24 protein-coding genes are annotated in these 25,915 nt (G+C 71.0%); 12 read left to right on the plus strand and 12 right to left on the minus strand.

All coding sequences use genetic code 11. The features are described from left to right. Positions 1–20 precede the first annotated feature (20 nt). A complete protein-coding gene (locus tag NQU55_RS23715; RefSeq protein ID WP_168091705.1) occupies positions 21–1,820 on the plus strand; it encodes an LCP family protein in 1,800 nt (599 codons plus the stop codon). A 152-nt stretch (positions 1,821–1,972) separates the two neighbouring features. Next, on the plus strand, positions 1,973–3,805 hold the full coding sequence (locus tag NQU55_RS23720) for an LCP family protein (RefSeq protein WP_168091706.1): 1,833 nt from the start codon (positions 1,973–1,975) through the stop codon (positions 3,803–3,805). A 57-nt stretch (positions 3,806–3,862) separates the two neighbouring features. Here the strand turns inward: NQU55_RS23720 and NQU55_RS23725 are convergent, their stop codons facing one another. Then, on the minus strand, positions 3,863–4,879 hold the full coding sequence (locus NQU55_RS23725; RefSeq protein ID WP_168093125.1) for a glycosyltransferase family 2 protein: 1,017 nt from the start codon (positions 4,877–4,879) through the stop codon (positions 3,863–3,865). 209 nt (positions 4,880–5,088) lie between these two features. Between NQU55_RS23725 and NQU55_RS23730 the strand changes: the two genes are divergently transcribed. Beyond that, positions 5,089–6,612, plus strand: coding sequence for an LCP family protein (locus NQU55_RS23730; protein WP_168093126.1), 1,524 nt, complete (start codon positions 5,089–5,091; stop codon positions 6,610–6,612). A gap of 179 nt (positions 6,613–6,791) precedes the next feature. Here the strand turns inward: NQU55_RS23730 and NQU55_RS23735 are convergent, their stop codons facing one another. After that, on the minus strand, positions 6,792–7,337 hold the full coding sequence (locus tag NQU55_RS23735) for an acyl-CoA thioesterase (protein WP_058047192.1): 546 nt from the start codon (positions 7,335–7,337) through the stop codon (positions 6,792–6,794). A 118-nt stretch (positions 7,338–7,455) separates the two neighbouring features. On the opposite strand from NQU55_RS23735, the gene NQU55_RS23740 reads away from it, so the two are divergent. After that, the gene (locus NQU55_RS23740; RefSeq protein ID WP_168093127.1) at positions 7,456–8,781 is read left to right on the plus strand and encodes an LCP family protein; all 1,326 of its coding nucleotides are present in this window, start codon (positions 7,456–7,458) and stop codon (positions 8,779–8,781) included. A 36-nt stretch (positions 8,782–8,817) separates the two neighbouring features. Here the strand turns inward: NQU55_RS23740 and NQU55_RS23745 are convergent, their stop codons facing one another. Further along, complete coding sequence (locus tag NQU55_RS23745) at positions 8,818–9,627, minus strand: VOC family protein (protein WP_168093128.1); 810 nt, start codon at positions 9,625–9,627, stop codon at positions 8,818–8,820. Positions 9,628–9,994: 367 nt separating this feature from the next. Between NQU55_RS23745 and NQU55_RS23750 the strand changes: the two genes are divergently transcribed. The 5 genes from NQU55_RS23750 (at position 9,995) to NQU55_RS23770 (ending at position 12,510) form a co-directional block, all read left to right on the plus strand. Continuing rightward, the gene (locus tag NQU55_RS23750; protein ID WP_168093129.1) at positions 9,995–10,228 is read left to right on the plus strand and encodes a hypothetical protein; all 234 of its coding nucleotides are present in this window, start codon (positions 9,995–9,997) and stop codon (positions 10,226–10,228) included. Next, complete coding sequence (locus tag NQU55_RS23755; RefSeq protein ID WP_168093130.1) at positions 10,209–10,733, plus strand: DUF6879 family protein; 525 nt, start codon at positions 10,209–10,211, stop codon at positions 10,731–10,733. Before NQU55_RS23750 ends, NQU55_RS23755 begins: the two co-directional genes overlap by 20 nt. Positions 10,734–10,755: 22 nt before the next feature. Further along, positions 10,756–11,604, plus strand: a complete 849-nt coding sequence (locus NQU55_RS23760) for a helix-turn-helix domain-containing protein (RefSeq protein ID WP_168093131.1) — start codon at positions 10,756–10,758, stop codon at positions 11,602–11,604. Positions 11,605–11,739: 135 nt separating this feature from the next. Continuing rightward, entirely contained in the window at positions 11,740–11,964 is a 225-nt protein-coding gene (locus tag NQU55_RS23765) for a DUF7848 domain-containing protein (protein WP_168093132.1), read from the plus strand. Between the two features lie 129 nt (positions 11,965–12,093). Further along, positions 12,094–12,510: a glycine-rich domain-containing protein gene (locus NQU55_RS23770; protein ID WP_308402267.1), complete on the plus strand. Its 417-nt coding sequence runs from the start codon at positions 12,094–12,096 to the stop codon at positions 12,508–12,510. 326 nt (positions 12,511–12,836) lie between these two features. On the opposite strand, the gene NQU55_RS23775 is transcribed toward NQU55_RS23770, so the two are convergent. Further along, positions 12,837–13,997, minus strand: a complete 1,161-nt coding sequence (locus tag NQU55_RS23775) for an acyl-CoA dehydrogenase (protein WP_168093134.1) — start codon at positions 13,995–13,997, stop codon at positions 12,837–12,839. 194 nt (positions 13,998–14,191) lie between these two features. Between NQU55_RS23775 and NQU55_RS23780 the strand changes: the two genes are divergently transcribed. After that, complete coding sequence (locus NQU55_RS23780) at positions 14,192–15,532, plus strand: UDP-glucose dehydrogenase family protein (protein ID WP_168093135.1); 1,341 nt, start codon at positions 14,192–14,194, stop codon at positions 15,530–15,532. A 44-nt stretch (positions 15,533–15,576) separates the two neighbouring features. Here the strand turns inward: NQU55_RS23780 and NQU55_RS23785 are convergent, their stop codons facing one another. Genes NQU55_RS23785 through NQU55_RS23795 form a run of 3 tightly spaced genes read right to left on the minus strand, consistent with a single transcriptional unit; the run spans position 15,577 to position 18,469 of the window. After that, positions 15,577–16,782 carry a dipeptidase gene (locus NQU55_RS23785; protein ID WP_168093136.1) on the minus strand — a complete coding sequence of 402 codons (1,206 nt, stop codon included), beginning with the start codon at positions 16,780–16,782 and terminating at the stop codon, positions 15,577–15,579. Between the two features lie 14 nt (positions 16,783–16,796). Then, a complete protein-coding gene (gene purE, locus NQU55_RS23790; RefSeq protein ID WP_168093137.1) occupies positions 16,797–17,333 on the minus strand; it encodes a 5-(carboxyamino)imidazole ribonucleotide mutase in 537 nt (178 codons plus the stop codon). Next, positions 17,330–18,469 carry a 5-(carboxyamino)imidazole ribonucleotide synthase gene (locus NQU55_RS23795; RefSeq protein ID WP_168093138.1) on the minus strand — a complete coding sequence of 380 codons (1,140 nt, stop codon included), beginning with the start codon at positions 18,467–18,469 and terminating at the stop codon, positions 17,330–17,332. The genes purE and NQU55_RS23795 overlap by 4 nt, the downstream gene beginning before the upstream one ends. A 203-nt stretch (positions 18,470–18,672) precedes the next feature. On the opposite strand from NQU55_RS23795, the gene NQU55_RS23800 reads away from it, so the two are divergent. Then, positions 18,673–19,167, plus strand: a complete 495-nt coding sequence (locus NQU55_RS23800) for a GtrA family protein (protein ID WP_168093139.1) — start codon at positions 18,673–18,675, stop codon at positions 19,165–19,167. 17 nt (positions 19,168–19,184) lie between these two features. On the opposite strand, the gene NQU55_RS23805 is transcribed toward NQU55_RS23800, so the two are convergent. Together NQU55_RS23805 and NQU55_RS23810 are read right to left on the minus strand one after the other, a co-directional pair. Beyond that, complete coding sequence (locus tag NQU55_RS23805) at positions 19,185–20,438, minus strand: sensor histidine kinase (protein ID WP_256791082.1); 1,254 nt, start codon at positions 20,436–20,438, stop codon at positions 19,185–19,187. Positions 20,439–20,544: 106 nt separating this feature from the next. Beyond that, positions 20,545–21,225 (minus strand): response regulator transcription factor, encoded by a 681-nt coding sequence (locus NQU55_RS23810; protein WP_058046585.1) that lies wholly within the window; start codon positions 21,223–21,225, stop codon positions 20,545–20,547. A gap of 466 nt (positions 21,226–21,691) precedes the next feature. Here NQU55_RS23810 and NQU55_RS23815 point away from each other — a divergent pair, with 466 nt between their 5' ends. Continuing rightward, positions 21,692–23,227, plus strand: coding sequence for a peptide MFS transporter (locus NQU55_RS23815; RefSeq protein ID WP_168094967.1), 1,536 nt, complete (start codon positions 21,692–21,694; stop codon positions 23,225–23,227). Positions 23,228–23,282: 55 nt separating this feature from the next. On the opposite strand, the gene NQU55_RS37160 is transcribed toward NQU55_RS23815, so the two are convergent. From NQU55_RS37160 to NQU55_RS23830, 3 genes are all read right to left on the minus strand, one after another. Further along, positions 23,283–23,873, minus strand: coding sequence for a hypothetical protein (locus NQU55_RS37160; RefSeq protein WP_168094968.1), 591 nt, complete (start codon positions 23,871–23,873; stop codon positions 23,283–23,285). Between the two features lie 326 nt (positions 23,874–24,199). Beyond that, positions 24,200–25,069 carry a COG1470 family protein gene (locus tag NQU55_RS23825; protein ID WP_168094969.1) on the minus strand — a complete coding sequence of 290 codons (870 nt, stop codon included), beginning with the start codon at positions 25,067–25,069 and terminating at the stop codon, positions 24,200–24,202. Between the two features lie 40 nt (positions 25,070–25,109). Then, the gene (locus tag NQU55_RS23830) at positions 25,110–25,913 is read right to left on the minus strand and encodes an LPXTG cell wall anchor domain-containing protein (protein WP_168094970.1); all 804 of its coding nucleotides are present in this window, start codon (positions 25,911–25,913) and stop codon (positions 25,110–25,112) included. Positions 25,914–25,915: the final 2 nt, after the last annotated feature.

Here is a 25,915-nt window from a genome sequence, read left to right on the forward strand (position 1 = left end):
GACGGAGGATTCAAGCGACCGTGGACGCGCAAGGCCGTGGGCGGGCGGGCGGTATCGACCCCGCCGACCAGTGGGTCTTCGACCCCAAAACCGGCAGCTACGAGCTGCGTCTCGACCATGCCGACGGGGCGGATCCGGCCCCGGGGCCGAGCTCGCCCCCCTCGGACATCACCGATCCCTCCGGCTCGGCCAGCTCCTTCGTGCCCTCCTCGAAGGCCGTCCCGAGCCCGGCGCCGCGCCCGAAGACGGCGCCCGGCGGCGGCCGGCGGGACGTTCCCGGCCCGCGCGTCACCGGGCGGCGCGGTGGCGCCAAGGCGGGGACCAAGGCCTCGGTCAAACCCGCGGCGGGCAGGCGCAAGCCCAAGCCGAAGAAGTCCGGCAAGAAGAAGGCCCTGCTGTGGACCGGAGGGACGCTGGCGTTCGTCCTGGTCGGCGGCTCGGTGGGCGCCTACCTGCTCTACGAGCACTTCAACAACAACCTGAACAAGGTCGACGTCGGCATCAACAACGGCGCCGTCATCAAGGGCCCCGTCAACATCCTGGTCATCGGCACCGACAAGCGTGACGGCGAGGGCAACAAGGGCTACGGCGACGAGGGCAGCGTCGGCCACGCCGACACCACGCTCCTCTTCCACGTCTCCGAGGACCGGTCGAACGCCACCGCGCTCTCCATCCCGCGCGACATGATCACCGACATCCCCGAGTGCACCACCAAGAAGGACGGGAAGACCAAGACCATCCCCGGCTCGAAGGGCGTCCGCTTCAACGAGAGCCTGGGCCAGGAGGAGCGCGACCCCGGCTGCACCTGGCGGACCGTCGAGGCCCTCACGGGGCTGAAGGTCAGTCACTTCATGATGGCCGACTTCAACGCCGTCAAGCGGATGTCGTCGGCGGTCGGCGGCGTCGAGGTGTGCCTGGCCAAGGACATCGACGACCCCAAGTCCCACCTCAAGCTCAGCAAGGGCCGGCACAAGATCGAGGGCGAGGACGCGCTCGCGTTCGTCCGGACCCGGCACAGCGTCGGCTTCGAGAGCGACCTCGACCGGATCAAGCTCCAGCAGCAGTTCCTGAGCTCGATGATCCGCGAGATGAAGTCCGACGACACCTTCACCAACCCCAAGAAGCTCTACAACCTGGGCGACGCGGCCACGAAGTCACTGACCGTCGACTCCGGCATAGGGTCCGTCAGCGACCTGACCAAGCTGGCCAAGGACCTCAGCCGGGTCAACATCAAGAACATCACCTTCGCGACCGTCCCCGTCATCGACAACCCCGCCGAGGGCAAGAACCACAAGACCGTCGTCCTCGACAAGGCGAAGGCCGAGCCGCTGTTCGCGATGGTCCGTCAGGACGTCTCCCTCACCGAGGTGAAGGAGAAGGAGAAGAAGGAACAGGAGCAGGCCGACGCCAAGCAGGCGGCCCTGCTGCAGGGCCCCCGCGCGGAGCCCGCGGCCGTCCGGGTCAAGGTCCTCAACGGCAGCGGCAGGATCGGCGCGGCCCAGGAGGCCGTCCGCTGGATGCAGACCAGCAAGGGCATCGTCCGCAGCAGCAACGGCGGCAACGGCAAGAAGGCCGACAAGACGGTCCTGGAGTTCTCCTCCGCCCAGGCCGACCAGGCGCGCCGCGTCGCCGACGTGATGGGCCTGCCCGCCGACGCCCTCAAGGAGACCTCGGGCGGCGCCGCTCCGGCCGAGATGACCCTCACCCTGGGCTCGGACTTCAAGGCCGCGGGCACCCCCGTCAACGCTCCGGCGCCCGCAAAGGCGCCGGAAGGCATCCAAAAGGTCGAAGCGGACGACAAGAACATCTGCGCCAAGTGAACCCAGGCACCGCGCACATGCATCTCACTATCGGGCGGCCGGTCTGTTGATCAGCAGGCCGGCCCTGCCGCGCGACCCGCCGGGCGCGCACCGATCCATGAGAGACGACACGCCTGCCCATCGGGCCGGACGCACCATTTAGGGGAGGCCTGATGCGGCAGAGCAGTGTGCGGGGGCCGCGGGCGCGCAAGAGCGTGCCGGGGGCACGCGAAGACGGCGGCAAGGGCGCGCGGTCCGGCGATGCCGAGGCGGCGCAGGAGGACGGGACCGCCGGAGCGGCCGGGAAGGGCGGAGACTCCGGAAAGCCGGAGAAGGCCGCAAAGCCCGGGAGGGGCGCGAAAGCCACGAAGGCCGGCGGGTCCGGGAAGGCCGGTGCTCCCGTCGGCCGGCGCACCCGCGCGGCCCGAATAGCCCGCTGGGCCGCGCTCTGCCTCGCGGTCCTCGTGCTCGGCGTCTCGGCCGCCGGCTACTTCTACTACCAGCACCTCAACGGCAATCTGAAGAAGGACCCGCTCAACCTCGGCGACAAGCGCCTCGACCGCAGCGCCGCCAACGCCGCGGGCCAGCGCCCGCTGAACATCCTCCTCCTCGGCTCCGACAGCCGGAACTCGGCGGAGAACGTCGCCCTCGGCGGCGCCCGCGAGGACGCCGGGCGCAAGCCCCTCGCCGACGTCCAGATGCTCGTGCACGTCTCGGCCGACCGCAGCAACATGTCGGTCATCAGCGTCCCGCGCGACACCCGGGTCACGATCCCCAAGTGCACCGACCCCGACGACGGGACGGTCTACAAGGAGACGAACCGGCAGATCATCAACACCAGCCTGATGAACGGCGGCCCCGGCTGCACCGTCGCCGCCTGGGAAGAGCTCACCGGCATCCCCATCGACCACTTCATGATGATCGACTTCGCGGGCGTGGTGAGCATGGCCGACGCCGTCGGCGGCGTCCCGGTCTGCGTGGACAACAACGTCTACGACAAGGACTCCGGTCTGCGTCTGACGAAGGGCACGCACAACGTCAAGGGCGAGCAGGCCCTGCAGTGGCTGCGCACGCGCCACGGCTTCGAGGACGGCAGCGACATCGGCCGCACCCACGCCCAGCACATGTACATGAACGCGATGGTCCGCCAGCTGAAGTCCGGCACCAAGCTCACCGACCCGGACAAGCTCACCGACCTCGCCGAGGCCGCCACCAAGGCGCTCACCGTCGACAAGGACCTCGGCTCGGTCAAGAAGCTCTACGACCTCGCCGACGACCTCAAGCGCGTACCGTCCGGCCGGATCACCATGACCACCATGCCGTGGGTGTCGGACCCGTGGAACCCGGACGCCCACGTCGTCCCCAAGCCGGGCGACGCGGAGCAGCTGTTCTCGCTCGTCCGCCGCGACATCGCGCTCGACGGCAAGGACAAGAAGAAGGACGACAAGAGCACGGCGCCGGCCTCTCCCGCCTCCCCGAAGGGCTCCGTCGAGGTGACGGTCTTCAACGGCACCGGCACCGCCACCCAGCCCGTCGCCACCGGCCGCGGCGCCGAGGTCGCCGCGGCGCTCGTCAAGCAGGGCTTCACCAAGGCCACGTCGGACTCCACGCCCAAGGCCCAGGCCGACACGACGCTGCGGTACGCCAAGACGTCCCAGCGGGCCGACGCCGAGGCCCTGGCCAAGGCCCTTGGGCTGCCGGAGCGGGCGGTGCGGATGTCCACCGCGGTCGAGGGGCTGACCCTGGTGATCGGCGGGGACTGGCGCACGGGGACGACCTACCCGAAGGGCGAGGACGCCGCCGCGGCGGACGACAAGAGCGGGAAGGGCGAGAAGGACAAGGCGGGCGAGAAGGGCGAGAAGTCCGGGAAGCCCGGCGACGACAAGGCGCAGGGCGACGACAAGCCCAGGAAGGACGCCGACGACAAGGCCCCCGAGAGCTCGGACCCCCTCAACGGCAACGACACCTCCGCCTGCATGAAGGTGAACTCGCTGAATCGTTTCTGAGCATGCGGAAAGGGCCGGACGAGCGTGTCGTCCGGCCCTTTCCGCAGTTCAGCGTGGTCAGCCCGCCCGCACCGGCTCGCGGCGGCTGGCGATGACCTTCTTCGCCAGCGACCGCGGGCTGGTCAGGAAGCCGAAGCCCCACGACATGTGCATCGTCGCCAGCGCCACCGGGATCTGGGCGCGCGCCTTCAGCGGCAGGCCCTTGCCCGCGGGCACCGACCCGGCGGTGATCGCCGCCAGGTAACCGGCCGGCACGACCAGGCCCCACGGGGTGACGACGGCGCCGGCCACGAGACCCGCGGCGATGGCGACGACGGCGGCCGGCGCGGCCAGGTAGCGCAGGTTGATCGAGCCCTGGTGGTAGCGGGCCACGACGTGGCGCCAGCGGCCGTAGTCCTTGTACTGCTTGGCCAGCGCCTTCACGCTCGGGCGCGGCCGGTAGGAGACCTTCAGCTCCGGCGAGAACCAGATCAGCCCGCCCGCCTCGCGGATGCGGAAGTTCAGCTCCCAGTCCTGGGCGCGGATGAACTCCTCGTTGTACCCGCCCTGCTGCTCCAGCGCCTCGCGCCGGAAGACGCCCAGGTACACGGTCTCGGCGGGGGCGGCGGCGCCCCCGGTGTGGAAGGCGGCGTTGCCGACGCCGACCTTGGAGGTCATCGCGGCGGCGACGGCCTGCTCCCAGGCGTTCTCCCCCTCGGCGTGCATGATGCCGCCGACGTTCTGCGCGCCGGTCTCGTCGAGCAGGCGCACGGCCGTCGCGATGTAGTCCGGCGACAGCATCCCGTGGCCGTCCACGCGCACCACGACCGGGTGGCGGGAGGCCTTGATCGCGGCGTTGAGGGCGGCGGGCGTGCGGCCGGTGGGGTTCGGCACGGTGTGGACCCGGGGGTCCTCGCGCACGAGCTCGGCGGCGATCTCGTCCGTACGGTCCGTGGACGGGCCGAGGGCGATCACCACCTCCAGCTCGCCGGCGTACTCCTGCTCCAGGATGTGCCGCACTGACGTGCGCAGATGCCGCTCCTCATTGAGCACCGGCATGATCACGGAAACGGCGGGCGGCTGCTGTTCGGACATGGTTCCTCGGGGATACGGGGTCCCCCCGGCGGGGTGGAGGGAGCCGACGGAGTCGTCCGTCACGTTACCGCTAATGGCGGAACGGACGCTCCCGCCCGGGTGGCAGCGGTGACCGTAGCGGCGTGGGGACGCGGGCTGCTGATCGTATTGACCTACGTTATCCGTCCCCGTTCCGCCCGCATCCCGATCCGTCGTGGAGGCCCTCGCCCATGACCGCACCGGCCCCGAGTCCCCACCCGCGCCGGGCCCGCCACGGCGCGCCCCGCCGGCCGCGCTGGGGGCTGCGCCTCGCCACGTGCGCCGCCGTCGCCGTGCTGGCCGCGGGGGGCATCGGGCACGCGGTGGTCACCGACATCGACAGCCGCATCGGCCGGGTGGACCCCTTCGCCGGCCTGTCGGACCGGCCGCCCGTCGCCGTCAGCAAGGGCATGAACATCCTGCTCGTGGGCACCGACGCCCGCGACCGGATCGACCCCGAGGAGCGGCAGCGCTACCACCTGGGCGGCACGGCCTGTCACTGCACGGACACGGTGATGCTGCTGCACCTGTCCGCGGCCCGGGACCGCGTCTCCGTCGTCAGCCTGCCCCGCGACACCTACGCCGAGATCCCCGCGCACGTCGACGAGGCCGGCCGCCCGCGCCCGGCCCACGCGCAGAAGCTGAACGCCGCCTACGCCGAGGGCGGGCCCGGGCTGACCGTGCGGACCGTGGAGTTGCTCACCGGGGTCCACGTCGATCACTACCTGGAGGTGGACTTCACCAGCTTCATGCGCACCGTGGACGTGGTGGGCGGGGTGCAGGTGTGCTCGGCCCGGCCGCTGCGGGACCCGTACAGCGGGCTCGACCTGCCGCCGGGCACGAGCACCCTCAACGGCGGGCAGGCCCTGCAGTACGTGCGCTCGCGGCACCTCGACGGGGCCTCCGACCTGGGCCGGATGGAGCGCCAGCAGCGCTTCCTGGCCTCGCTGCTGCACACGGCGACGGACGGCGGGGCGCTGCTGAACCCGGTGAAGTTCCAGCAGGTCGCCGCGACGCTGCTGGGCTCGGTGCGCGCGGACCGGGGCTTCGACGGCGAGACGCTCATCGGGCTCGGCCGGGCGATGAAGAACCTCTCGCCCGCCTCCGCGGAGTTCGCCTCGGTGCCGGTGGGGTCCGCGGACTACCCGGTGCCGCGGGTCGGCTCGACGGTGAAGTGGGACGACGAGGCGGCCGCCCGCCTCTTCGAGGCGCTGCGCGAGGACCGTCCGCTGACGGCCCGGTCGCAGCGGCAGGCGCACGACGCGAAGCCGCCGCCGCCTCCGCGGCCCGCGCCGTCGCCGGCGGAGGCGGCGCCCGGGCAGGTCCGCGTCCAGGTCTACAACGGCTCCGGCCGGCGGGGGCTCGCCCGCGAGACGGACCGGGCGCTGCGGGCCGGGGGCTTCGCGACGACCGGGCTGCCCGCGGACGCGCCCGGGCCGCCGGTGCGGCGCACGGTGATCCAGTACGACCCGCGCTGGGACCACGCGGTCCGCACGCTGGCGTCGGCCCTGCCGGACGCGGAGCTCCGTCCCGTGCCGGGCCAGGGCCCGCTGATGAAGGTGACGGTGGGCACGGACTTCAGGGCCGTGACCCCGGTGAAACCGCAGCCCTCGCCGAGCCCGCGGTCCCCGCAGGCACCGCGGCGCGGGACGGGCCCGAACCAGCGGGCCGTCTCCGGCGACCAGGTCCTGTGCCCGGAGAAGAGCCTGGTGTAGCCCGGCCCCGCCGGACACCGGCGTCGTGGCAGATCGCCGTTGCGGCGGGATGAAAGGCGGCCGGCCAGTTTTCATCCCGCCGCAACGGCGAGCAAGCACGACGGCGCGGCCCGGCGGTGCCGGACCCGCCAGGTCCGCGCGGCGCCCGGGTGCGTCCAGGACCGGCCCTCCGCGGAGGGTCAGTCCTCGATGCCCTCCGCGGCGCGTGCGTCCCGCAGTTCCTTGATCGCGCGCCGCCGCGCGAGGCGGTGCGTGCGGCGGATCTGCGCCTCCTGGTAGCGCCGCCGGTCCCGCTCCGTCTCCGGGAGCACCGGCGGCACGGGCCGCGGCTTGCCGTTCTCGTCGACGGCCGCGAAGACGAGGTACGCGCTGCCGACCTGGACCGCGGGCGTCGACTCGTTCCAGCGCTCGGCGAGGACCCGGACGCCGACCTCCATGGAGGACCGTCCAGTCCAGTTGACCTGGGCCTTCACATGGACGAGGTCACCGACGCGGACCGGTTCGAGGAAGGCCATCTCGTCCATGGAGGCCGTGACCGCGGGGCCTCCGGAGTGCCGGCCGGCCACGGCGCCGGCGACGTCGTCCACCAGCTTCATGATCACACCGCCGTGGACGGTGCCCAGCAGATTGGTGTCACTGCCGGTCATGATGTGGGAGAGCGTCGTACGGGCGGCCGACGTCGGCTTGCCGGCCGTCTCCTGCTCCGGGTGGTCCTGAATGGTCATGTCCACCACTGTATGCCGGGTGGGTGAACGCCGGAGGATTGCATCAGGTCTGCAACAGCAGCCCCGGGAACCCGTAGACGATCTCCGTGCCGGGCGACCGGCAGGCACACTTCCTTGCATGAGCGATTGGTCCGGTGGGCGCAGCGACGAGCGGCGGCAGGCGTACGGGCGCGGCGGCGCCGGCGCCGGGCCGGAGGGTGCGCGCGCCATACCGCACGTGCGGCGTGCGGCGCCGCCCCAGCAGTACAGCCCGCCCCAGGGCTACGACGAGGCCCCGGTCGCCGGCGGCCACCGCGTCGTCGGCCAGGGCGGTCCCGGTGACGGATACAACACCGGCCAGGTCTACGGCCGCGGCACGCCGAACGGCCCGGGAGCGGGTCCCGGCGGCCCCGGTGGTCCCGGAGGCCCGGGCGGCCCCGGCGGGGGCGGCCCCCTCCCGCAGCGCACCGCCCGCCCGGACTGGCGCAGGCGCATCAAGATCGGCCTGGTGACGTTCGTCGTCCTGCTGCTGGCGGTCTCGGTCGGCACGTACTTCTGGGCCGACTCCAAGCTCCGCACCGAGGTGGACCTGAGCAAGGTCAAGGAGCGGCCGCCGGCCGGCGAGGGCACCAACTACCTGATCGTCGGTTCGGACAGCCGCGAGGGCCTGTCGGACCAGGACAAGAAGGACCTGCACACGGGGTCGGCGGACGGCAAGCGCACCGACTCGATGATGATCCTGCACACCGGCGACAACGGCACCACGATGCTGAGTTTGCCGCGCGACTCCTGGGTCACCATCCCCGCCTTCACGGGCCAGAAGTCCGGCAAGCGGTTCGCGAAGTCCACCCACAAGCTCAACCAGGCGTACTCGGACGGCGGTGCGGAGCTGCTCGCGCAGACCATCGAGTTCAACACCGGCCTGCGCATCGACCACTACGCGGAGATCGGCTTCGGCGGCTTCCGCAACCTGGTCGACGCGCTCGGCGGCGTCGAGATGTGCCTCGACAAGCCGCTGAAGGACCGGGACTCGGGCGCGGACTTCAAGGCGGGCTGCCAGGAGCTGGACGGCGCCCAGTCGCTGGCCTTCGTGCGCCAGCGCCACCAGGAGGCCGACCAGGACCTGGGCCGGATGCGCAACCAGCAGAAGTTCCTGAACACGCTGGCGAAGCAGGCGGCCTCGCCGTCGACCGTCCTCAACCCCTTCCGCCTCTACCCGGTGATCGGCTCGGGGCTCGACACGCTCATCGTCGACAAGGACATGGGGCTGTTCGACCTGATGGACATGTTCTGGGCCATGAAGGGCGTCACCGGCGGCGACGGGCAGCAGATGACCGTGCCCATCGCCACCGCGAACCACCCCACGCCCAACGACGGCGTGGCCGTGAAGTGGGACATGACCAAGGCCAACGAGCTCTTCGGGCAGCTGAAGAAGGACCAGAAGGTCACCGTCTCCGACAAGTGAGGCGCTGCGCGGGGCCCGCCCGCCCGGCCGACCGGCTCAGGCCGGCTGGTCGGGCGGCGTCGCGTTGATGACGGCGAAGACGCCGCCCTGCGGGTCCTGCACGACGGCCATGCGGCCCGCCATCATGTCGAACGGCGCCTTGAGGACGTTGCCCCCGGCGCGCACCAGCGCGTCGACCGTGCTGTCGGTGTCGTCGACCGCGAAGTACGTCAGCCAGTGCGAGGGGGTGTCCTCGGGGATGCCCTCGATGCTCGCCAGCCCCTGGAGCCCGCCGACCATGCGGCCGTCCACCTCCAGCGAGAAGTAGCCCGTGGCGCCCTCCATCGGGACGGCCTTGATGCCGAGCGCCTTGGCGTAGAAGCCCGAGGCGGTGGCGGTGTCGCTGGTGTTGAGCTCGTTCCAGATCACGGCGCCCGGCTCGTTGACCACGCCCGCGCCGGGGAAGTCGCGCGCCTGCCACAGGCCGAAGACGCCGCCCGTGGGGTCGGTGGCCACGGACATCCGGCCGAGGGTCATGACGTCCATGGCCGGCATCATCACCTGGCCGCCGTTCGTGGCGATGCGCGACTGGGCGGCGTCCACGTCGGCGGTCGCGAGGTAGGTGGTCCACACCGAGGGCGGCATCGGGTCGGGCTTGCTGCCGTCGGGGTTCATCGCCGCCATGATCCCGGCGACGGGCTTGCCGTTCATCGAGCAGACCGCGTAACCGCCGGTCTCGGGCGGCCCGACCTCTCCCTGCCAGCCGAACAGGTCGCGGTAGAAGTCGAGCGCCGCCTGCTGGTCGGGGACCATGAGGTCGACCCAGCAAGGGGTACCGGGAGCGTAGGGGCCGGTTACGTCGGGCATGACGGGCGCCTCCAGGCGGCGGGCGGATACGGATGTCCCCCCAGCAGGATCGATCCGGCCGTGCCCGTCCGCCAGTGGCGCTCCCCCGTACGGGGAACGCCACCGGCCGCGCCGTCTGCCGGCTACTTCGGCAGGTTGCGCGCCATGACGATGCGCTGGACCTGGTTCGTGCCCTCGTATATTTGCGTGCTTCACGGGCAACAAGGCCCTGACCTGCGCAGATGACCACCCGAGAGGGGTCCTCCCCAGGATTTCCCCATGATCACCCGCGTGGGCTCCGGGCCAGTCTCACGCCCTCTTGACGGCAGGCCGCGCGAGTACGAGGGTCATGCAACCGATCGCAACTGGCTCGACAACGGAGGTCGTTATGGCACTACGGTTCGTCGGGAAAGATCCGGAGTCAGGAGATCACGGCTCCCCGGCCGTCTGGGTCGACGAGGGCACGAAGGATCTCCTGTTCCAGGGCTGGAAGGCGGACGACCAGACGCGGGGGGCCTGCGCAGCGGACCTCTCGCAGCCTGACCACGAGGCAGTGATCCGGGTACCGAAGCGGATGATCCCGCTTCTTAGGGAGGCGCTTGATGTCGCAGAGCTTGAATAGCTTTGCCGACCTGTTGCGGTCCGTAGAGCGCTCGGCGGTGCATCTGGAGATGCGCGACGCGTACGGAGTGGAGAACGAGATCGAGGGCTTCGCGGCCTGGAAGAAGGGGCACCGCCTCAATCCAGCAGATCGCGAGTCCTGGTGGCGGCCCTGGCTGGACCTGGTGCAGGAGGTCACAGGCAATGGCGTGACCATGCGCCGTGCCCGCATCGTCTCGGAGCCCGTCAGCGACTACATCCGCTTCGAGCACTCCGGGACGTTCACCAACGTCGCAGCCGGTGAGGACATCCGTTGGCTGCCGAGACGGCAGGCATCGGACCTCGCACTCCCCGGCAATGACTTCTGGCTCTTCGACGGTCGAGTGGTGCAGTTCAACATCTTCGACGGCGACGGCCGATGGGTGCAGACGGACCAGACGGAGGACGCCGCCACGGCGAGGCTCTGCGCGTCAGCCTTCGAAGCAGTGTGGGAGCGCGCCATCCCCCACGAGAAGTACACGGTCTGACGCGGGCCGGGTCGGTCAGCTCATGTCTTCGTCCCCCTTCTCCAGCGCCCAAGCGGCACGGGCTGCCATCGCGTCCCGCCTGGACGAGATCAGGAGAGACGCAGGGCTCACAGGACACGAGCTGGCCGCCCGGTGCGGCTGGCACAAGTCGAAGTCGTCACGCATCGCCCGGGGCAGGACCCTGCCCTCCGACGCCGACATCAGGTCCTGGTGCGCGGCCTGCGGAGCCGAGGAACAAGCGGCTGACCTGATCGCTGCGTCCCGGACCGCCGAGTCCATGTACGTCCAGTGGAAGCAGATCCACCGCGACGGGATGCGCCGCGTCCACCAGAAGACGACCCCGCTCTACCAGCGCACCCGGCACTTCCGCGTGTACGCCTCGAACCTCATACCCGGGATGCTCCAGACTGCCGAGTACGCAACTGGCCTCCTCCGGTCCATCACGGAGTTTCAGCAGACCCCCGATGACGTCGAGGCTGCGGTGAAGGCACGCCTCGACCGTTCGCGGGTCGTACGTGAAGGCGACCACCGCTTCGCCTTGCTCATAGAGGAAGCCGTCCTCTATTACCGCGTGTGCGACGACGCGGCCATGGCCGGGCAGCTTGGCTACCTTCTCTCGGTCATGGCCCAGGCGAACGTCTCGCTCGGCGTGATCCCCTTCGGGGCTCGCCGGAGGATCTGGCCCCTGGAAGCGTTCTACGCCTTCGACGAGGGGCTGGTGGCCGTCGAGACACTGACGGCCGAGATCAACGTGGCGGCACCCGGGGAGGTCGGTACGTACCTCAAAGCCTTCGCGGAACTGTCGCAGATCGCCGTTCACGGTGCGCAGGCTCGGGCCCACATCATCAGGGCCATCGACTCCCTTGCCTGAATCTCTGCAACAGCGTGCAACCCGATGGACCGGCGTCCTCCCGTCTCCCTACCGTCCTTGACACAGCGGAGCACTGGGGAGGGCAGGTCATGGTGAACGAAGGCAGGACGGGCGGCGGAGCCGTAGGAGCGGGTTGTGAGCATTAGGGCAGCCATGCGCTACGTGGTGCACCGGATCACCGAGCACCCCGATACGGACGTGACCTTCGAGGCCGAGTGCCTGCACTGCAAGTGGAAGGCGACACCTGCTGACGAGTCGGCGGCCGTCGATGTGGAGTGCATGAGCCACACGGGCCGGTCCGGCCACTCTGGTTTTCGGCGCATCCGTACATCGTTCGCGATGGTGGTTCGCGCCGAGTAGAGACCCTCGCCCCGGTCGTGGAAACCCTGGACAGGTCGAGAGACCGGGGCGAGGCACACGCACCCTCACAGGAGAGGTACGAGCATGCCCGATGCTAGTGAACTCATCAGCCGCGACCAACGGGCTGGAGTGACCAAGACCGTCATGGACAGCAACCCCGGCATGGCGGAAGCCATGGCGGAGCGGATCGTGGATGAAGCGATGAAGTTCGTCGTCGCGGGAGCACGGTTCCCCGGCGTCGCTCTGGCGCCGTCGCGGGTGGTCGATGAGGGGTGGCACGCCCTGATCGTGCACACACGGCTGTACGCCGAGCTGTGCGAGGGGAACGGTGGGTTCGTCCATCACTCGCCGGGTTACGACCCGACGCACTACGACCCGGAGATCTTGAATCGGACCCGCGCCATGATCGAGGAAGCAGGCTTCTCAGTGGACGCTGAACTGTGGCACGGCCCCAGCGACGAGCGAGTGCCTGTGGCCGCCAACTGCCAGCACGCCCCCGAGTGCGCGATTCGCCCCATGCCCAAGCCCGAACCTCCGGTCTCCTGACTGGTGGGGCACAGACGCCGTACGCTGCCGGACACGGGAGGTACGACGTGATCGAGTGGATCGACCCCAGGTATGAGGCGCTCGTGAAAGCCATGCGCGCGGCTCAGGCCGAAGTGGCTCAAGGCCAGAGTGGGCAGCCCCCGACGTTGCGGGGCTTCATCTGCCCCGACGCAGGCCCAGAGCCAGAAGCACCAACGCCATAGGCGGATCCAGCAGTCTCAGCAGTGATGGCCCCGTCCCGCTCCTCTCGTGAGGTGCCGGGACGGGGCCATAACCCACGGCGGCTGCGCCAGTGACAGGAAACTGCCTCTGACCTGCGAGAACGGCTACTTCGGCAGGTTCCTGGCCATGACTATGCGCTGAACCTGATTCGTGCCTTCATAAATCTGCGTGATCTTCGCGTCGCGCATCATGCGCTCGACGGGGTAGTCACGGGTGTAGCCGTAGCCGCCGAGGAGCTGGACGGCGTCGGTGGTGACCTCCATGGCGACGTCCGAGGCGAAGCACTTGGCGGCGGCGCCCTGGAAGGTGAGGTCGGCGTCGCCGCGCTCGGACTTGGCGGCCGCCGCGTAGGTGAGCTGGCGGGCGGCCTCGATCTTCATCGCCATGTCGGCCAGCATGAACTGGACGCCCTGGAAGTCGCCGATCGGCTTGCCGAACTGCTTGCGCTCCTGGACGTAGCCCTTGGCGTAGTCGAGGGCGCCCTGGGCGACGCCGAGGGCCTGAGCGGCGATGGTGATGCGGGTGTGGTCCAGGGTCTTCATCGCGGTGGCGAAGCCCGTGCCCTCCGCGCCGATCATGCGGTCGGCGGGGATGCGGACGTTGTCGAGGTAGACCTCGCGGGTCGGGGAGCCCTTGATGCCGAGCTTCTTCTCCGGGGCGCCGAAGGAGACGCCCTCGTCGCCCTTCTCCACGACGAAGGCCGAGATGCCCTTGGAGCGCTTCTCCGGGTCCGTCACGGCCATGACCGTGTAGTACTCGGAGACGCCGGCGTTGGTGATCCAGCGCTTGACGCCGTTGAGGACCCAGAAGTCGCCGTCGCGCACGGCGCGGGTCTTCATGCCGGCCGCGTCCGAGCCGGCGTCCGGCTCGCTGAGGCAGTACGAGAACATCGCGTCGCCCTTGGCGAGCGGGCCCATGTACTTCTTCTTCAGCTCCTCGGAGCCGGAGAGGATCACCGGCAGCGAACCGAGCTTGTTCACGGCGGGGATCAGCGAGGACGACACGCAGACACGGGCGACCTCCTCGATGACGATCACCGTGGCAAGGGCGTCCGCACCGGCGCCGCCGTACTCCTCGGGGACGTGCACGGCGTGCAGGTCGGTGGCGACGAGGGCGTCCAGGGCCTCCTGGGGGAAGCGGGCCTCCTCGTCCACCGCGGCGGCGTGCGGGGCGATCTTCTCCTCGGCGAGCTGGCGCACGACCTTGCGCAGCTCGTCGTGCTCCTCGGACGGCCGGTAGAGGTCGAAGTCCGTGTTTCCCGCCAAGGCGTACTCCCCTGAGAGTTAACTACCGTTTAGTAACCCCGATTCTAGGGGCGGCTCCCGGACAGGGACTACGTGAGCTTGCCGACAGCACCCGGCAGGCGCCCCCGCGACTGCCGTCCACCCCGCTCCTTCCCAGCTCGGGGCCCGACTATGCTCGGGCACCGCAGTCCCGCCCGTCAGCACATGGAGCACGCATGGCCCCCAGGATCACCGTGATCGGCACCGGCTACCTCGGCGCCACCCATGCCGCGGCCATGGCCGAGCTCGGCTTCGAGGTGCTGGGCCTCGACGTGGCCCCCGAGAAGATCGAGATGCTCGGGCGCGGCAAGGTCCCGATGTACGAGCCGGGGCTGGAGGAGCTGCTGCGCAAGCACGTCGCCGGGCTGGAGGGCTCGACCGGGCGGCTGCGCTTCACGACCTCCTGGGAGGAGGTCGGCGAGTTCGGCGACGTCCACTTCGTCTGCGTGAACACTCCGCAGAAGCACGGCGAGTACGCCTGCGACATGTCCTACGTCGACGCCGCCTTCACCTCCCTGGCCGCCGTCCTGCACGGCCCCGCGCTCGTCGTCGGCAAGTCCACCGTCCCGGTCGGCAGCGCCGCGCGGCTCGCGCGGCTGCTCACCGAGCTCGCTCCGGCCGGCGAGGAGGTCGAGCTGGCCTGGAACCCCGAGTTCCTGCGCGAGGGCTTCGCCGTCCAGGACACCCTGCGCCCCGACCGCATCGTCGTCGGCGTCGCCGGCGAGCGCGGCGAGAAGCTGCTGCGCGAGGTGTACGCCAAGCCGGTCGGCGAGGGCACGCCCTTCGTCGTCACCGACTACCCGACCGCCGAGCTGGTCAAGACCGCCGCCAACTCCTTCCTCGCCACGAAGATCTCCTTCATCAATGCCATGGCAGAGGTGTGCGAGGCCGCCGACGGCGATGTCATCAAGCTCGCCGAGGCCATCGGCCACGACGACCGCATCGGCAAGAAGTTCCTGCGCGCCGGCGTCGGCTTCGGCGGCGGCTGCCTGCCCAAGGACATCCGCGCCTTCATGGCCCGGGCCGGCGAGCTGGGCGTCGACCAGGCGCTCACCTTCCTCCGCGAGGTCGACTCCATCAACATGCGCCGCCGCGCGCACATGGTCGAGCTGGCCCGCGAGGCGGTCGGCGGCAGCTTCCTCGGACAGCGGGTCGCCGTCCTCGGTGCGACGTTCAAGCCGGACTCCGACGACGTCCGCGACTCCCCCGCGCTCAACGTCGCCGGGCAGATCCACCTGCAGGGCGGCCAGGTCACGGTCTACGACCCGAAGGGCATGGAGAACGCGCGGCGCCTCTTCCCGACCCTCGCCTACGCGGAGAGCGCGCTCGAGGCGTGCCGCGGGGCGCGGGTGGTGCTGCACCTGACCGAGTGGGGCGAGTTCCGCGAGCTCGACCCGTCGGAGATCGCCGCCGTCGCCTCGGCCCACCACATCATCGACGGCCGCAACGCGCTGGACGCCGCCGCGTGGCGCGACGCGGGCTGGACGTTCCGCGCGATGGGGCGCCCCCGCGCGTAGGCGGGGCCTCGCCCCGGGCCCCGGGGCGAGGACTCACGACCCGCTCAGGCGGCGGGCGGGCCGTCCAGGGCGTCGATCGTCGCGATCGACGGGCCCCGCTTCGCGGAAGCCGCCCGCGCCACGTCCTCCGCGTCCCGCAGCACCCGCACCGCGTTGCGCCACGTCAGCTTCGCCAGGTCCGTGTCGGACCAGCCCCGGCGGAGCAGTTCGGCGATGAGGTTGGGGTAGCCGGCGACGTCGGCCAGGTCGACGGGGGTGAACGCCGTGCCGTCGAAGTCGCCGCCGATGCCGATGTGGTCGACGCCGGCGACCTCGCGCATGTGGTCGAGGTGGTCGGCGACCGTGGACGCCGTCGCGAGCGGCCGCGGCCGCTCCGCCTCGAAGGCGCGGTGCAGCTCCATCGCCCGCGGCGAGGTGTCGAGGTGGTGCAGGCCGTGCGCGCGCAGGTTCTCGTCGGCGGCCTGCGTCCAGGAGACGGCCTCCGGCAGGATGAACTTGGGGACGAACGTCGCCATGGCCACGCCCCCGTTCGCGGCGAGCGCGCCGAGGACGTCGTCGGGAACGTTGCGCGGGTGGTCGCAGACGGCCCGCGCCGACGAGTGCGAGAAGATCACCGGCGCCTCGGTGACCCGCAGGGCGTCCCGCATCGTGTCGGCGGAGACGTGCGACAGGTCGACCAGCATGCCGATGCGGTTCATCTCCCGCACGACTTCCTCGCCGAAGCGGGTCAGCCCGCCCGCCGCGGGGATGTCCGTGGCGGAGTCGGCCCACGGGATGTTGTCGTTGTGGGTGAGGGTCATGTAGCGCACGCCGAGGCGGTGCAGCGCCCGCAGCGTGGCCAGGGAGCAGTTGATGCTGTGCCCGCCCTCGGCGCCCATCAGCGAGGCGATGCGCCCTTCGGCGCGCGCGGCCTCCATGTCGTCGGCGGTGAAGGCGAGCCTGAGCGCGCCGGGGTGGCGGTCGGCGAGCTGCCGGACGACGTCGATCTGTTCGAGCGTGGCACTGACGGCCTCGTCGCCGGCGAGGTCCGTGCGGACGTAGACCGACCAGAACTGGGCGCCGACGCCGCCCGCGCGCAGCCGCGGCAGGTCGGTGTGGAGCCCGGTGGCGCTCTGGTCGCGGGCGATGTCGCGCCGGTCGAGGTCGTAGCGGACCTGCTCGCGCAGCGCCCAGGGCAGGTCGTTGTGCCCGTCGACGACGGGGTGGGCGGCGAGGAGCTCGCGGGCGCGGTCCAGCAGCTGGTCCGTCATCGTCGCTCCCGCGGTCACTTGCCGAATCCGAAGCCGCCGGCGCCCTGCACCTTCGCGCGCAGCCGCCTGCCCTTGTCCGTGGCCTGTTCGTTGAGCTCGTCCTGGAAGTGCTGCATGCGGGCGAGCAGGTCGGCGTCGTGCGCGGCGAGCATGCGGACGGCGAGCAGGCCGGCGTTGCGGGCGCCCGCGACGGAGACGGTGGCGACGGGCACCCCGGCCGGCATCTGGACGATGGAGAGCAGGGAGTCCATGCCGTCCAGGTACTTCAGGGGCACGGGCACGCCGATCACCGGCAGCGGGGTGACGGAGGCCAGCATGCCGGGCAGGTGGGCGGCGCCGCCCGCGCCGGCGATGATCGCCTTGAGGCCGCGCCCGGCGGCCCGCTCCCCGTACGCGACCATCTCGCGCGGCATCCGGTGCGCGGAGACGACGTCGACCTCGTAGGGGACCTCGAACTCGTCCAGGGCCTTGGCGGCGGCTTCCATGACGGGCCAGTCGGAGTCGGAGCCCATGACGATGCCGACGACGGGGCCGACGGGGGAAGCAGTCATTCCGTGATCGTTCCTCGCAGATATCCGGCGGCGTGGCTCGCGCGCTCGCGCACATCCGCCAGATCGTCGCCGTAGGTGTTGACGTGTCCGACCTTCCGGCCGGGTTTGACGTCCTTGCCGTACATATGGATCTTCAGGCCCGGGTCGCGTGCCATGCAATGGAGGTACGCGGAATACATGTCGGGGTAGTCGCCGCCGAGCACGTTGGCCATGACGGTCCACTTGGCGCGCGGGCGGGGGTCGCCGAGCGGCAGGTCGAGCACGGCGCGCACGTGGTTGGCGAACTGCGAGGTGATCGCGCCGTCCTGGGTCCAGTGGCCGGAGTTGTGCGGGCGCATCGCGAGCTCGTTGACGAGGATGCGGCCGTCGGCGGTCTCGAACAGCTCCACGGCGAGGTGCCCGACGACGCCCAGCTCCTGGGCGACCTTGAGGGCGAGCTGCTGGGCCTGCGCGGAGAGCTCCTGGGAGAGCCCGGGCGCGGGGGCGATCACGGTGTCGCAGACGCCGTCGACCTGGACGGACTCGACGACGGGGTACGAGACGGCCTGGCCGTGCGGGGAGCGGACGACGTTCGCCGCGAGCTCGCGGACGAAGGCGACCTTCTCCTCGGCGAGGACGGGGACTCCGGCGCGGAAGGGTTCACCCGCCTCTTCCGCGCTGCGGACGATCCACACCCCCTTCCCGTCGTATCCGCCGCGCACGGTCTTCAGGACGACGGGGAAGCCGTCGCCCTCCGCCGCGAAGCGCGCCACGTCGTCGGGGTCCTCGACGATGCGGTGCCGCGGGCACGGCACTCCGATCGCGTCGAGCTTCGCCCGCATCACACCCTTGTCCTGGGCGTGCACCAATGCGTCGGGCCCCGGGCGGACGGGGATGCCGTCCGCCTCCAGGGCCCGGAGGTGCTCGGTGGGAACGTGCTCGTGATCGAAGGTGATCACGTCACACCCTTGTGCGAAAGCACGAAGGGTTTCCAGGTCGCGGTAGTCGCCGATGACGACGTCGCTGACCACCTGGGCCGCCGAGTCCTGCGGAGTATCGCTGAGCAGCTTGAACTTGATGCCGAGGGGGATGCCCGCCTCGTGGGTCATACGGGCGAGCTGGCCGCCGCCGACCATGCCGACTACCGGGAACGTCACGCCCCCAGGGTATCCGTACGGGGGAACTGCCCCGGACCGCGTTCGGAGGATCATCCGAAAAGGCAGTGAGTGCACCAATGGCCGATATGACTCGCGTTCGCCTCACGTTCACCGACTCCGTCCGTCGGCGCCCGGGCCGGGCTGGATAGCATGAAAGCTGCCCCACGCCCCAAGACGCCCATTCAACGGAGCCTGACGATCCCATGAGTCAACGGCGCACAGTGCGTTCCCGGCTGGAGCGGGTGGCCCGCGAAATCGCCAAGTTCGGCGCGGTCGGAGCCATCGGGTTCGTGGTCAACTTCATCGTCTTCAACATCTGCGTCCACGGTTTCGGCCTCGCGGTGGTGCGCTCGGGCGTGATCGCCACGGCCGTGGCCATCGGCACCAACTACGTCGGCAACCGCTACTGGACCTACCGCGACTCCGACAGGAGCCGGCGCAGCCGCGAGATGAGCCTGTTCCTGCTCTTCAGCGGCGCCGGGCTGGTGATCGAGAACGGCATCCTGGCGATCTCGCACTACGGCTTCGGCCTGACGACCCCGCTCGCGGACAACATCGCGAAGAACGTGATCGGCCTCGGGACAGGGACGGTCTTCCGCTTCTGGTCCTACCGCACGTGGGTCTTCAGGGCGCAGGCGGTGGAGACCGCCGAATCGTTCCTGTCCGCGCCTCCGGAGCCGGCGGAAGCGCGCAAGTAACGGGCCCGTACGCACGGTCACCCGTGGGAGTCCGACCCCTCCGCCTCCCGGCTCAGGAACAGCGCGAAGACCGGCGGGTTCGCCTGGAGCAGCTCCAGGCGGCCGCCGTCCGCCTCCGCCAGGTCCCGTGCGACGGCCAGCCCCAGGCCCGTGGAGTTCCGCCCGCTGACGGTGCGCTCGAAGACCCGCGCCCCCAGGTCCGGCGGCACGCCCGGCCCCTCGTCCGTGACCTCCACGACCGCCTGGTTGCCGGTGACGCGCGTACGCAGGGCGACCGTGCCGTCGCCGTGCATCAGGGAGTTCTCGATGAGGGTCGCGAGGACCTGGGCGACGGCGCCGGGCGTGCCGACGGCCCGGAGCCCCTGCTTGCCGGAGCGGACGATGGCGCGGCCCTCGCTGCGCGAGGCCGGGCGCCACTCCTCGATCTGCTGCTTGATGACCTCGTCGAGGTCGAAGGTGACGGCCGAGCTGGACTTGGGGTCGCGGGAGTTGGTGAGCAGCCGCTGGACGACGTCGGTGAGCCGCTCGACCTGGGCGAGAGCGATCGTCGCCTCCTCCTTGACCGTCTCCGGCTCGTCGGTGAGCGTGATCTCCTCCAACCGCATGGAGAGCGCCGTCAGCGGGGTGCGCAGCTGGTGCGAGGCGTCCGCGGCCAGCCGCCGCTCGGCGGTGAGCATCCGCGCGATCCGCTCGGCGCTGGAGTCGAGGACGTCGGCCACCCGGTCCAGCTCGGGCACCCCGTAGCGGCGGTGGCGGGGACGGGGGTCGCCGGAGCCGAGCCGTTCGGCGGTCTCGGCGAGGTCGGTGAGCGGGGCGGTGAGCCGGTTGGCCTGGCGCACGGCCAGGAAGACGGCGGCGATCACGGCCAGCAGCGCGACGGCGAGGATCACCAGCAGGGTGCGGCCGACCTCGCGGCTGACCGTGGAGCGGGACTCCTCGACGCGGACGAGCACGCCCTGCTCGCCCGGCTCGGTCGCGACGATGACGCCGCCCGCGGGCCGCTCGCCGATCTCGATGGCGGGCCGGCCGGGGATCTCGATGCGGGCGTACCGGTCGTCGGTGATCTGCTCGCTGAGCACCTCGGACTCGACCCGCTCGCCCCCGACCAGCCGGCTGTCGACGATGCTCACCAGCCGTACGGCCTCGGACTTCACGCTCTCCTGGGCGCTGCTCTCGATCGTGCGGGTCTCGACGATGACGAGCGAGATGCCGAAGACGGCGATCACGACGAGGACGACGGCGAGCGTGGAGTTGATCAGGCGGCGACGCACGGGTTGCCCTCCGGGCGGGATGGTACGAGGGAAAGCGGTTCCGGATGCCGGGGAGGGGCCGCTCCGCGCGGCCCCTCCGGGCGCCCCGGGCCCGGCTCCCCTCTGATCAGCTCTTCTCGAAGCGGAACCCGACACCGCGCACGGTGGCGATGTAGCGGGGGTTGGCGGCGTCGTCGCCGAGCTTCTTGCGCAGCCAGGAGATGTGCATGTCGAGGGTCTTGGTGGACGACCACCACGTGGTGTCCCAGACCTCGCGCATCAGCTGGTCGCGGGTGACGACCCGGCCCGCGTCCCGCACGAGCACCCGCAGCAGGTCGAACTCCTTCGCCGTCAGCTGCAGTTCCTCCTCGCCCATCCAGGCGCGGTGCGACTCGACGTCGATCCGCACGCCGTGGGTGGCGGGGGGCTGCTGGTGGGCCTCGACGGTGCCGCGCCGCAGCAGGGCCCGCACGCGGGCCAGCAGCTCGGCGAGCCGGAAGGGCTTGGTGACGTAGTCGTCGGCGCCGGCGTCCAGGCCGACGACCGTGTCCACCTCGTCCGCCCGGGCGGTGAGCACCAGCACCGGGAAGCCGTGGCCCTCGGTGCGCAGCCGGCGGCAGACCTCCAGTCCGTCCATCCCGGGCAGCCCAAGGTCGAGGACGAGCAGGTCCACCCCTCCCTTGAGCCCGGCGTCCAGCGCCGTGGGACCGTCTTCTCGCACCTCCACCTCATACCCCTCGCGGCGCAGGGCGCGTGCGAGCGGCTCCGAGATGGACGCGTCATCCTCGGCGAGCAGTACTCGGGTCATGGAGTGATGGTAGTCCGCTCGGGCCCACGTCAGAGGTCCCGCGGGAGCTACCGGCGGCAACCCTTGACCGCGCGGTACGGACCTTTAAGGGTGCTTAAACGGTTCCCCGAAGCCTTGTGATCCATATCTCAACTGCTTCCATTTGCGGGCGGGGTGTGACGTATGGTGACCAGACGTCTGTAGCTACAAGGGGGACCTTCGGATCGTATTCGGCGCGCCGAAGGTCTCTGTCGTGTGCAGGGCTGGATACCCCAGTCTTGTTCACAGTGAATGACCTGGCGGCCGGGTCCGCCGCGCGAAGGGGCGCGGGGGCGTGGATCCCGGTGACGGCTGTCCTGTCGCTCCCTTGGAGGAGAGAGCGAACCCCTTGGACGTGGGGGCGGGCGGCGCGGTGACCGGTGCCGGCCAACCCCCACCCGGGCGCGCAGCAGCTGCAGCCGCGCGTCCCGAGCACTCAAGGATCGACATGGCGTCCAGCCTGACGAAGGGTGCGGCCGAGCAGGAGAAGACCTCTCCGGACTCCGGCGGCAAGACCTTCTTCGGCCACCCCCGTGGCCTGGCCCCCCTCTTCATGACGGAGATGTGGGAGCGCTTCAGCTACTACGGCATGCGCGCCCTCCTCGTCGTCTACCTGATCGCCGGCGGCCCGGACGCGAAGCCCGACAGCCAGGGCGGCGGTCTGGCGATGCCCGAGGCCAGCTCGGTGGCCATCTACTCCATCTATGTGGCGATGGTCTACCTGCTGGCCATGCCCGGCGGCTGGTTCGGCGACCGCGTCTGGGGCCCCCGCAAGACGGTCGCCATAGCGGCGGGCATCATCATGGCCGGTCACCTGACGCTGGCCATCCCGGGCAAGCCGACCTTCTTCGCCGGCCTCGCGCTGGTGGCGATCGGTTCGGGCCTGCTGAAGGCCAACATCTCCACGATGGTCGGCCACCTCTACGACGGTCCTCAGGACCCGCGCCGCGACGGCGGCTTCACGATCTTCTACATCGGTGTGAACACCGGTGCCTTCGCCGCGCCGCTCGTCATCGGCACCGTCGGCCAGAAGGTCAACTGGCACCTGGGCTTCGCGATCGCCGCGGCCGGCATGGGTCTGGGCCTGCTCTTCTTCCTGTGGGGCACCCGCCACCTCAGCCCGCAGAGCAGCGTCGTCCCGAAGCCGCTGACGGCCGCCGAGCGCAAGTCGACGCTCATGAAGGCCGCCCTGTGGGTGGCCATCGCCGCCGCCTTCTACGGCGTCGTCGCGGGCACCGGCCACTTCACGCAGAAGTGGGCCACGATTCCGATCGCCCTGGTCGGCCTCGTCGTCCCGATCACGGTCCTGGCCCGCATCAAGCGCGACAAGGACCTGACGACGAACGAGCAGACCAAGGTCAGCGGCTACATCTGGTTCTTCGTCGCCGCCGCCGTGTTCTGGATGATCTTCGACCAGGCCGGCTCGACGATGTCGACCTTCGCCGAGAAGAAGACCGCGGACAACGTCTTCGGCATCGACTTCCCGTCGACCTGGTTCCAGTCGGTCAACCCGCTGTGGGTCATGGCGATCGCCCCGGTCTTCGCCTCGATGTGGCTGTGGCTCGCCCGCAAGGACCGCGAGCCGAGCACCACGGTGAAGTTCTCGATGGCCATGGTCATCATCGGCGCCTCGTTCTTCGTCTTCGCCATCCCGATGGCGATGGCCGCCGACGGCACGAAGGTCACCCCCGCCTGGCTGCTGATGATCTACGGCATCCAGACCATGGGTGAGCTGTGCCTCTCCCCGGTCGGTCTGTCGCTCACCACGAAAATGGCGCCGCAGAAGTACGCGAGCCAGATGATGGGCGTCTGGTTCCTCGCGGTGACCGCGGGCGACTGCACCATGACCCTGCTGACGGAGGCGGGTGTCAACCTCAACGGCACCGCCGTGATCCTCGGACAGGCGGCGGCCGCCACCCTGGCCGGTGTCGCGGTGTGGATGTCCCGCAAGCGGATCGAAGGCCTGATGGGCGACGTCCGCTGAGGACCCCCTGAACGACAGTGCCCCGGCGCAATGGCGCGCCGGGGCACTGTGCGTTTCAGTCCGGCAGACGCGGCATGGACTCCGGGGTGAACCAGGGCAGGGCGCCGGGCTCCGCGACCGCGGAGGCGGGCCGGGGCCGCAACCGGTCGACGACGGCCATCCCGAGCCGGAAGAGCCCCGCGGGGACGACCAGACACAGCAGGATCCAGAACAGCGTCACCCCCCACGGCCGGGCCACGTCCCAGGGCTCGGTGACCAGCACCTTGTCGCCGTACTTGAGGGAGACCTCGTAGGGCCCGTGAGCACCCGCGGCGAGCTCCACGTCGAAGGCGACCCGGGCCCGCTGCCCCGCCGGGATCGTCCCGCGCCACTTCCGCTCCTCCCAGGAGGGCGCGAGGAGCCCCCGCGCGGTCCCCACACGGAAGACCGGGTCCTCGGCCGCCCCGGACCCCAGGTTCCCGACCGTGAGGACGAGCCGCCGCACCGGCGGGGCCCCGAACCACGTGAGCAGCCCGCCGGAACCTTCCAGCCGGGCGTCCAGCACGCCGATCCGCGCCCCGGAGGACGCGGGCAGCGGGGCGACGGGGTGCCCCGCGACGACCAGAGGGACGTCCGCCGCCGAGGCTTCCCCGGTCACCGTGGCCACGTGCACCACGCAGGGACAAGGCGTGGGCGGCTCCCCCACCACAAACTCCCGCCGAAAAGTTCCGTCACCCTCCGTAGTGACAGTCCGTCCCTCGGCATTAACGCAATCGTTGGTACCCCCCACCATGTTCCGCCCGCACACCAGCAGAGTGAGCAGGGCCCGCGGCCGCCACCCTTCCCCTTTCACGACCACGGTGCTGCCCTTGCCGGCCTCCGGCCGGTCCAGCGAAAGACGAGGCCCGTAGGAGACGGCCGCAGCCGCAGCAGGCGTCAGACTGACGAACAGGATCAGCAGCACCAGCGGAAGAAGGACGACGGCGACACGCCTCATGCGTCGCCCCCGGCGCCGCGACGCTGCCCGAACCGCCGCACCAGCACCACCGCCCCACCCGCAAGCACCAGCACCACCCCGCCCCCCACCGGCCCAACCCACCGCACAGGCGTGTACGACCCGGACCCGCCGGCCCGCACCCCGCCCTCCGCGACAGCGGTCACCCGCACCGTCACCGAGTCCAGCCGCGGCGCGTCCGGCCACCGCTCCACCCGGCGCACCACCCGCCCCGGCGCCAGCTCGCCCGGCGGGTCGGCGACCGCGCGGCGGAGGACCGTGCCGAAGACCCCGTCGGCGCGGAGGGCGAGCCGCGGGGTCAGCGCCCGGTTGCCGCGGTTGACCAGGGTGTACCGGATCACGGCACCACCGCCCGCGCCCACGCCCGCGCCGCCGACCCGTACGTTCTCGACGGCGAGCGCAGGCAGCGCCGGTGCCCCGCTGACGCGCAGGGCCAGCCGCACGCGCACCTCCCGCCCCTCCGCGCTCACGACCACCGCGCCGGGGTGGTCGCCGGGCTCCGCGTCGCCGGGGACCGTCACGCGCAGGGGTACGTTCGCCCGGGTGCGGGCGGGCACCCGCACCTGCTGCCGGGCGGGGGAGATCCACGGCCCGGCCCCCCGGAGGGTGAAGGAGCGCTCGCGATCCGCGGGGTTGACCACGGACAGCTTGTCGGTGAAGACCGTGCCGGGGGCGCCCTCCAGGTAGAACGACGCGCGGTCGTCCGGGCCGGGCGCCTCCGTACCGGCGGGGGCGGGTGCGGCCGACCACGGCCGGTCGTCGGCGGCAGCGGCTGCCGGGACGGCGGAGGCGCAGAGCAGCAACGCCACGAGGACCGGCGGGAGCAGACGGACGGGACGACGGCGCACAGGCGGCCCCTTCATGCGGGTCGGCACGTGTTCATGCGGGTCAGCGCGTGGTCGCCGCCCGGCGCCGCCGGGTCAGCCAGAGCGTGCCGGCGACGCCGGTGAGCAGGACGGTGCCGCCGAGGGTGCCGAGGGCGATGGCGGAGTCGGCGGGCCCGGTCTGGGGCAGCTGGCCACCGCCGGTGGAGGAGGAACCGCCGGTGGAGGAACCGCCCGTGGCGGACCCACCGGTGGAACCACCAGTGGCCCCACCCGTGGATGAACCGCCCGTAGAGGACCCGCCCGTAGAGGACCCGCCGGTCGAGGACCCACCCGTGGAGGACCCGCCGGAACTCCCCCCGGGCTCCTTGATGTCGAGTGTCAGCGACGGCTTGGGATTGTTCGTCGGCGTGCAGGTGGTGGTCGTGCCCAGCGCCTGGATGGTCAGCGTGGAGGCGGTGAACGTCACGCTGCCGCTCTTCTTCGGGGTGTACGTCCCCGACAGGTCACTGATCTTGATCGGGGTGTTGGCCGGGATCGGCTCCGTGTTGGCGGGCCCGGAGACGGCGACCGTCCCGCTGTCCGCACCGCCCACCTTGATGACGGCGCTCGGCTTCATCGCGCCCTTGCCGAGCTCGATGGGGCTGGAGGAGACGCCCTTCTCGAAGGACATGGTCAGCTTGTACGCACCGCCATCCGCGACGCCCTTGATGTCGATGGGCGAGACGGCGCTCTTGTCGCCGATGGGGGTCTTGCACGCGTAGTCGACGTCGATCGTCACCGCGTGCGCGGCCGGGGCGCCCAGCAGGACGGCCCCGCCGGCCAGGGACGCGGCGAGGGCGGCTGCGCGGCGTGGGATGTGGGACACCT

This window comes from Streptomyces telluris, from assembly GCF_024519335.1.
Classification (GTDB): Bacteria; Actinomycetota; Actinomycetes; order Streptomycetales; family Streptomycetaceae; genus Streptomyces; species Streptomyces telluris.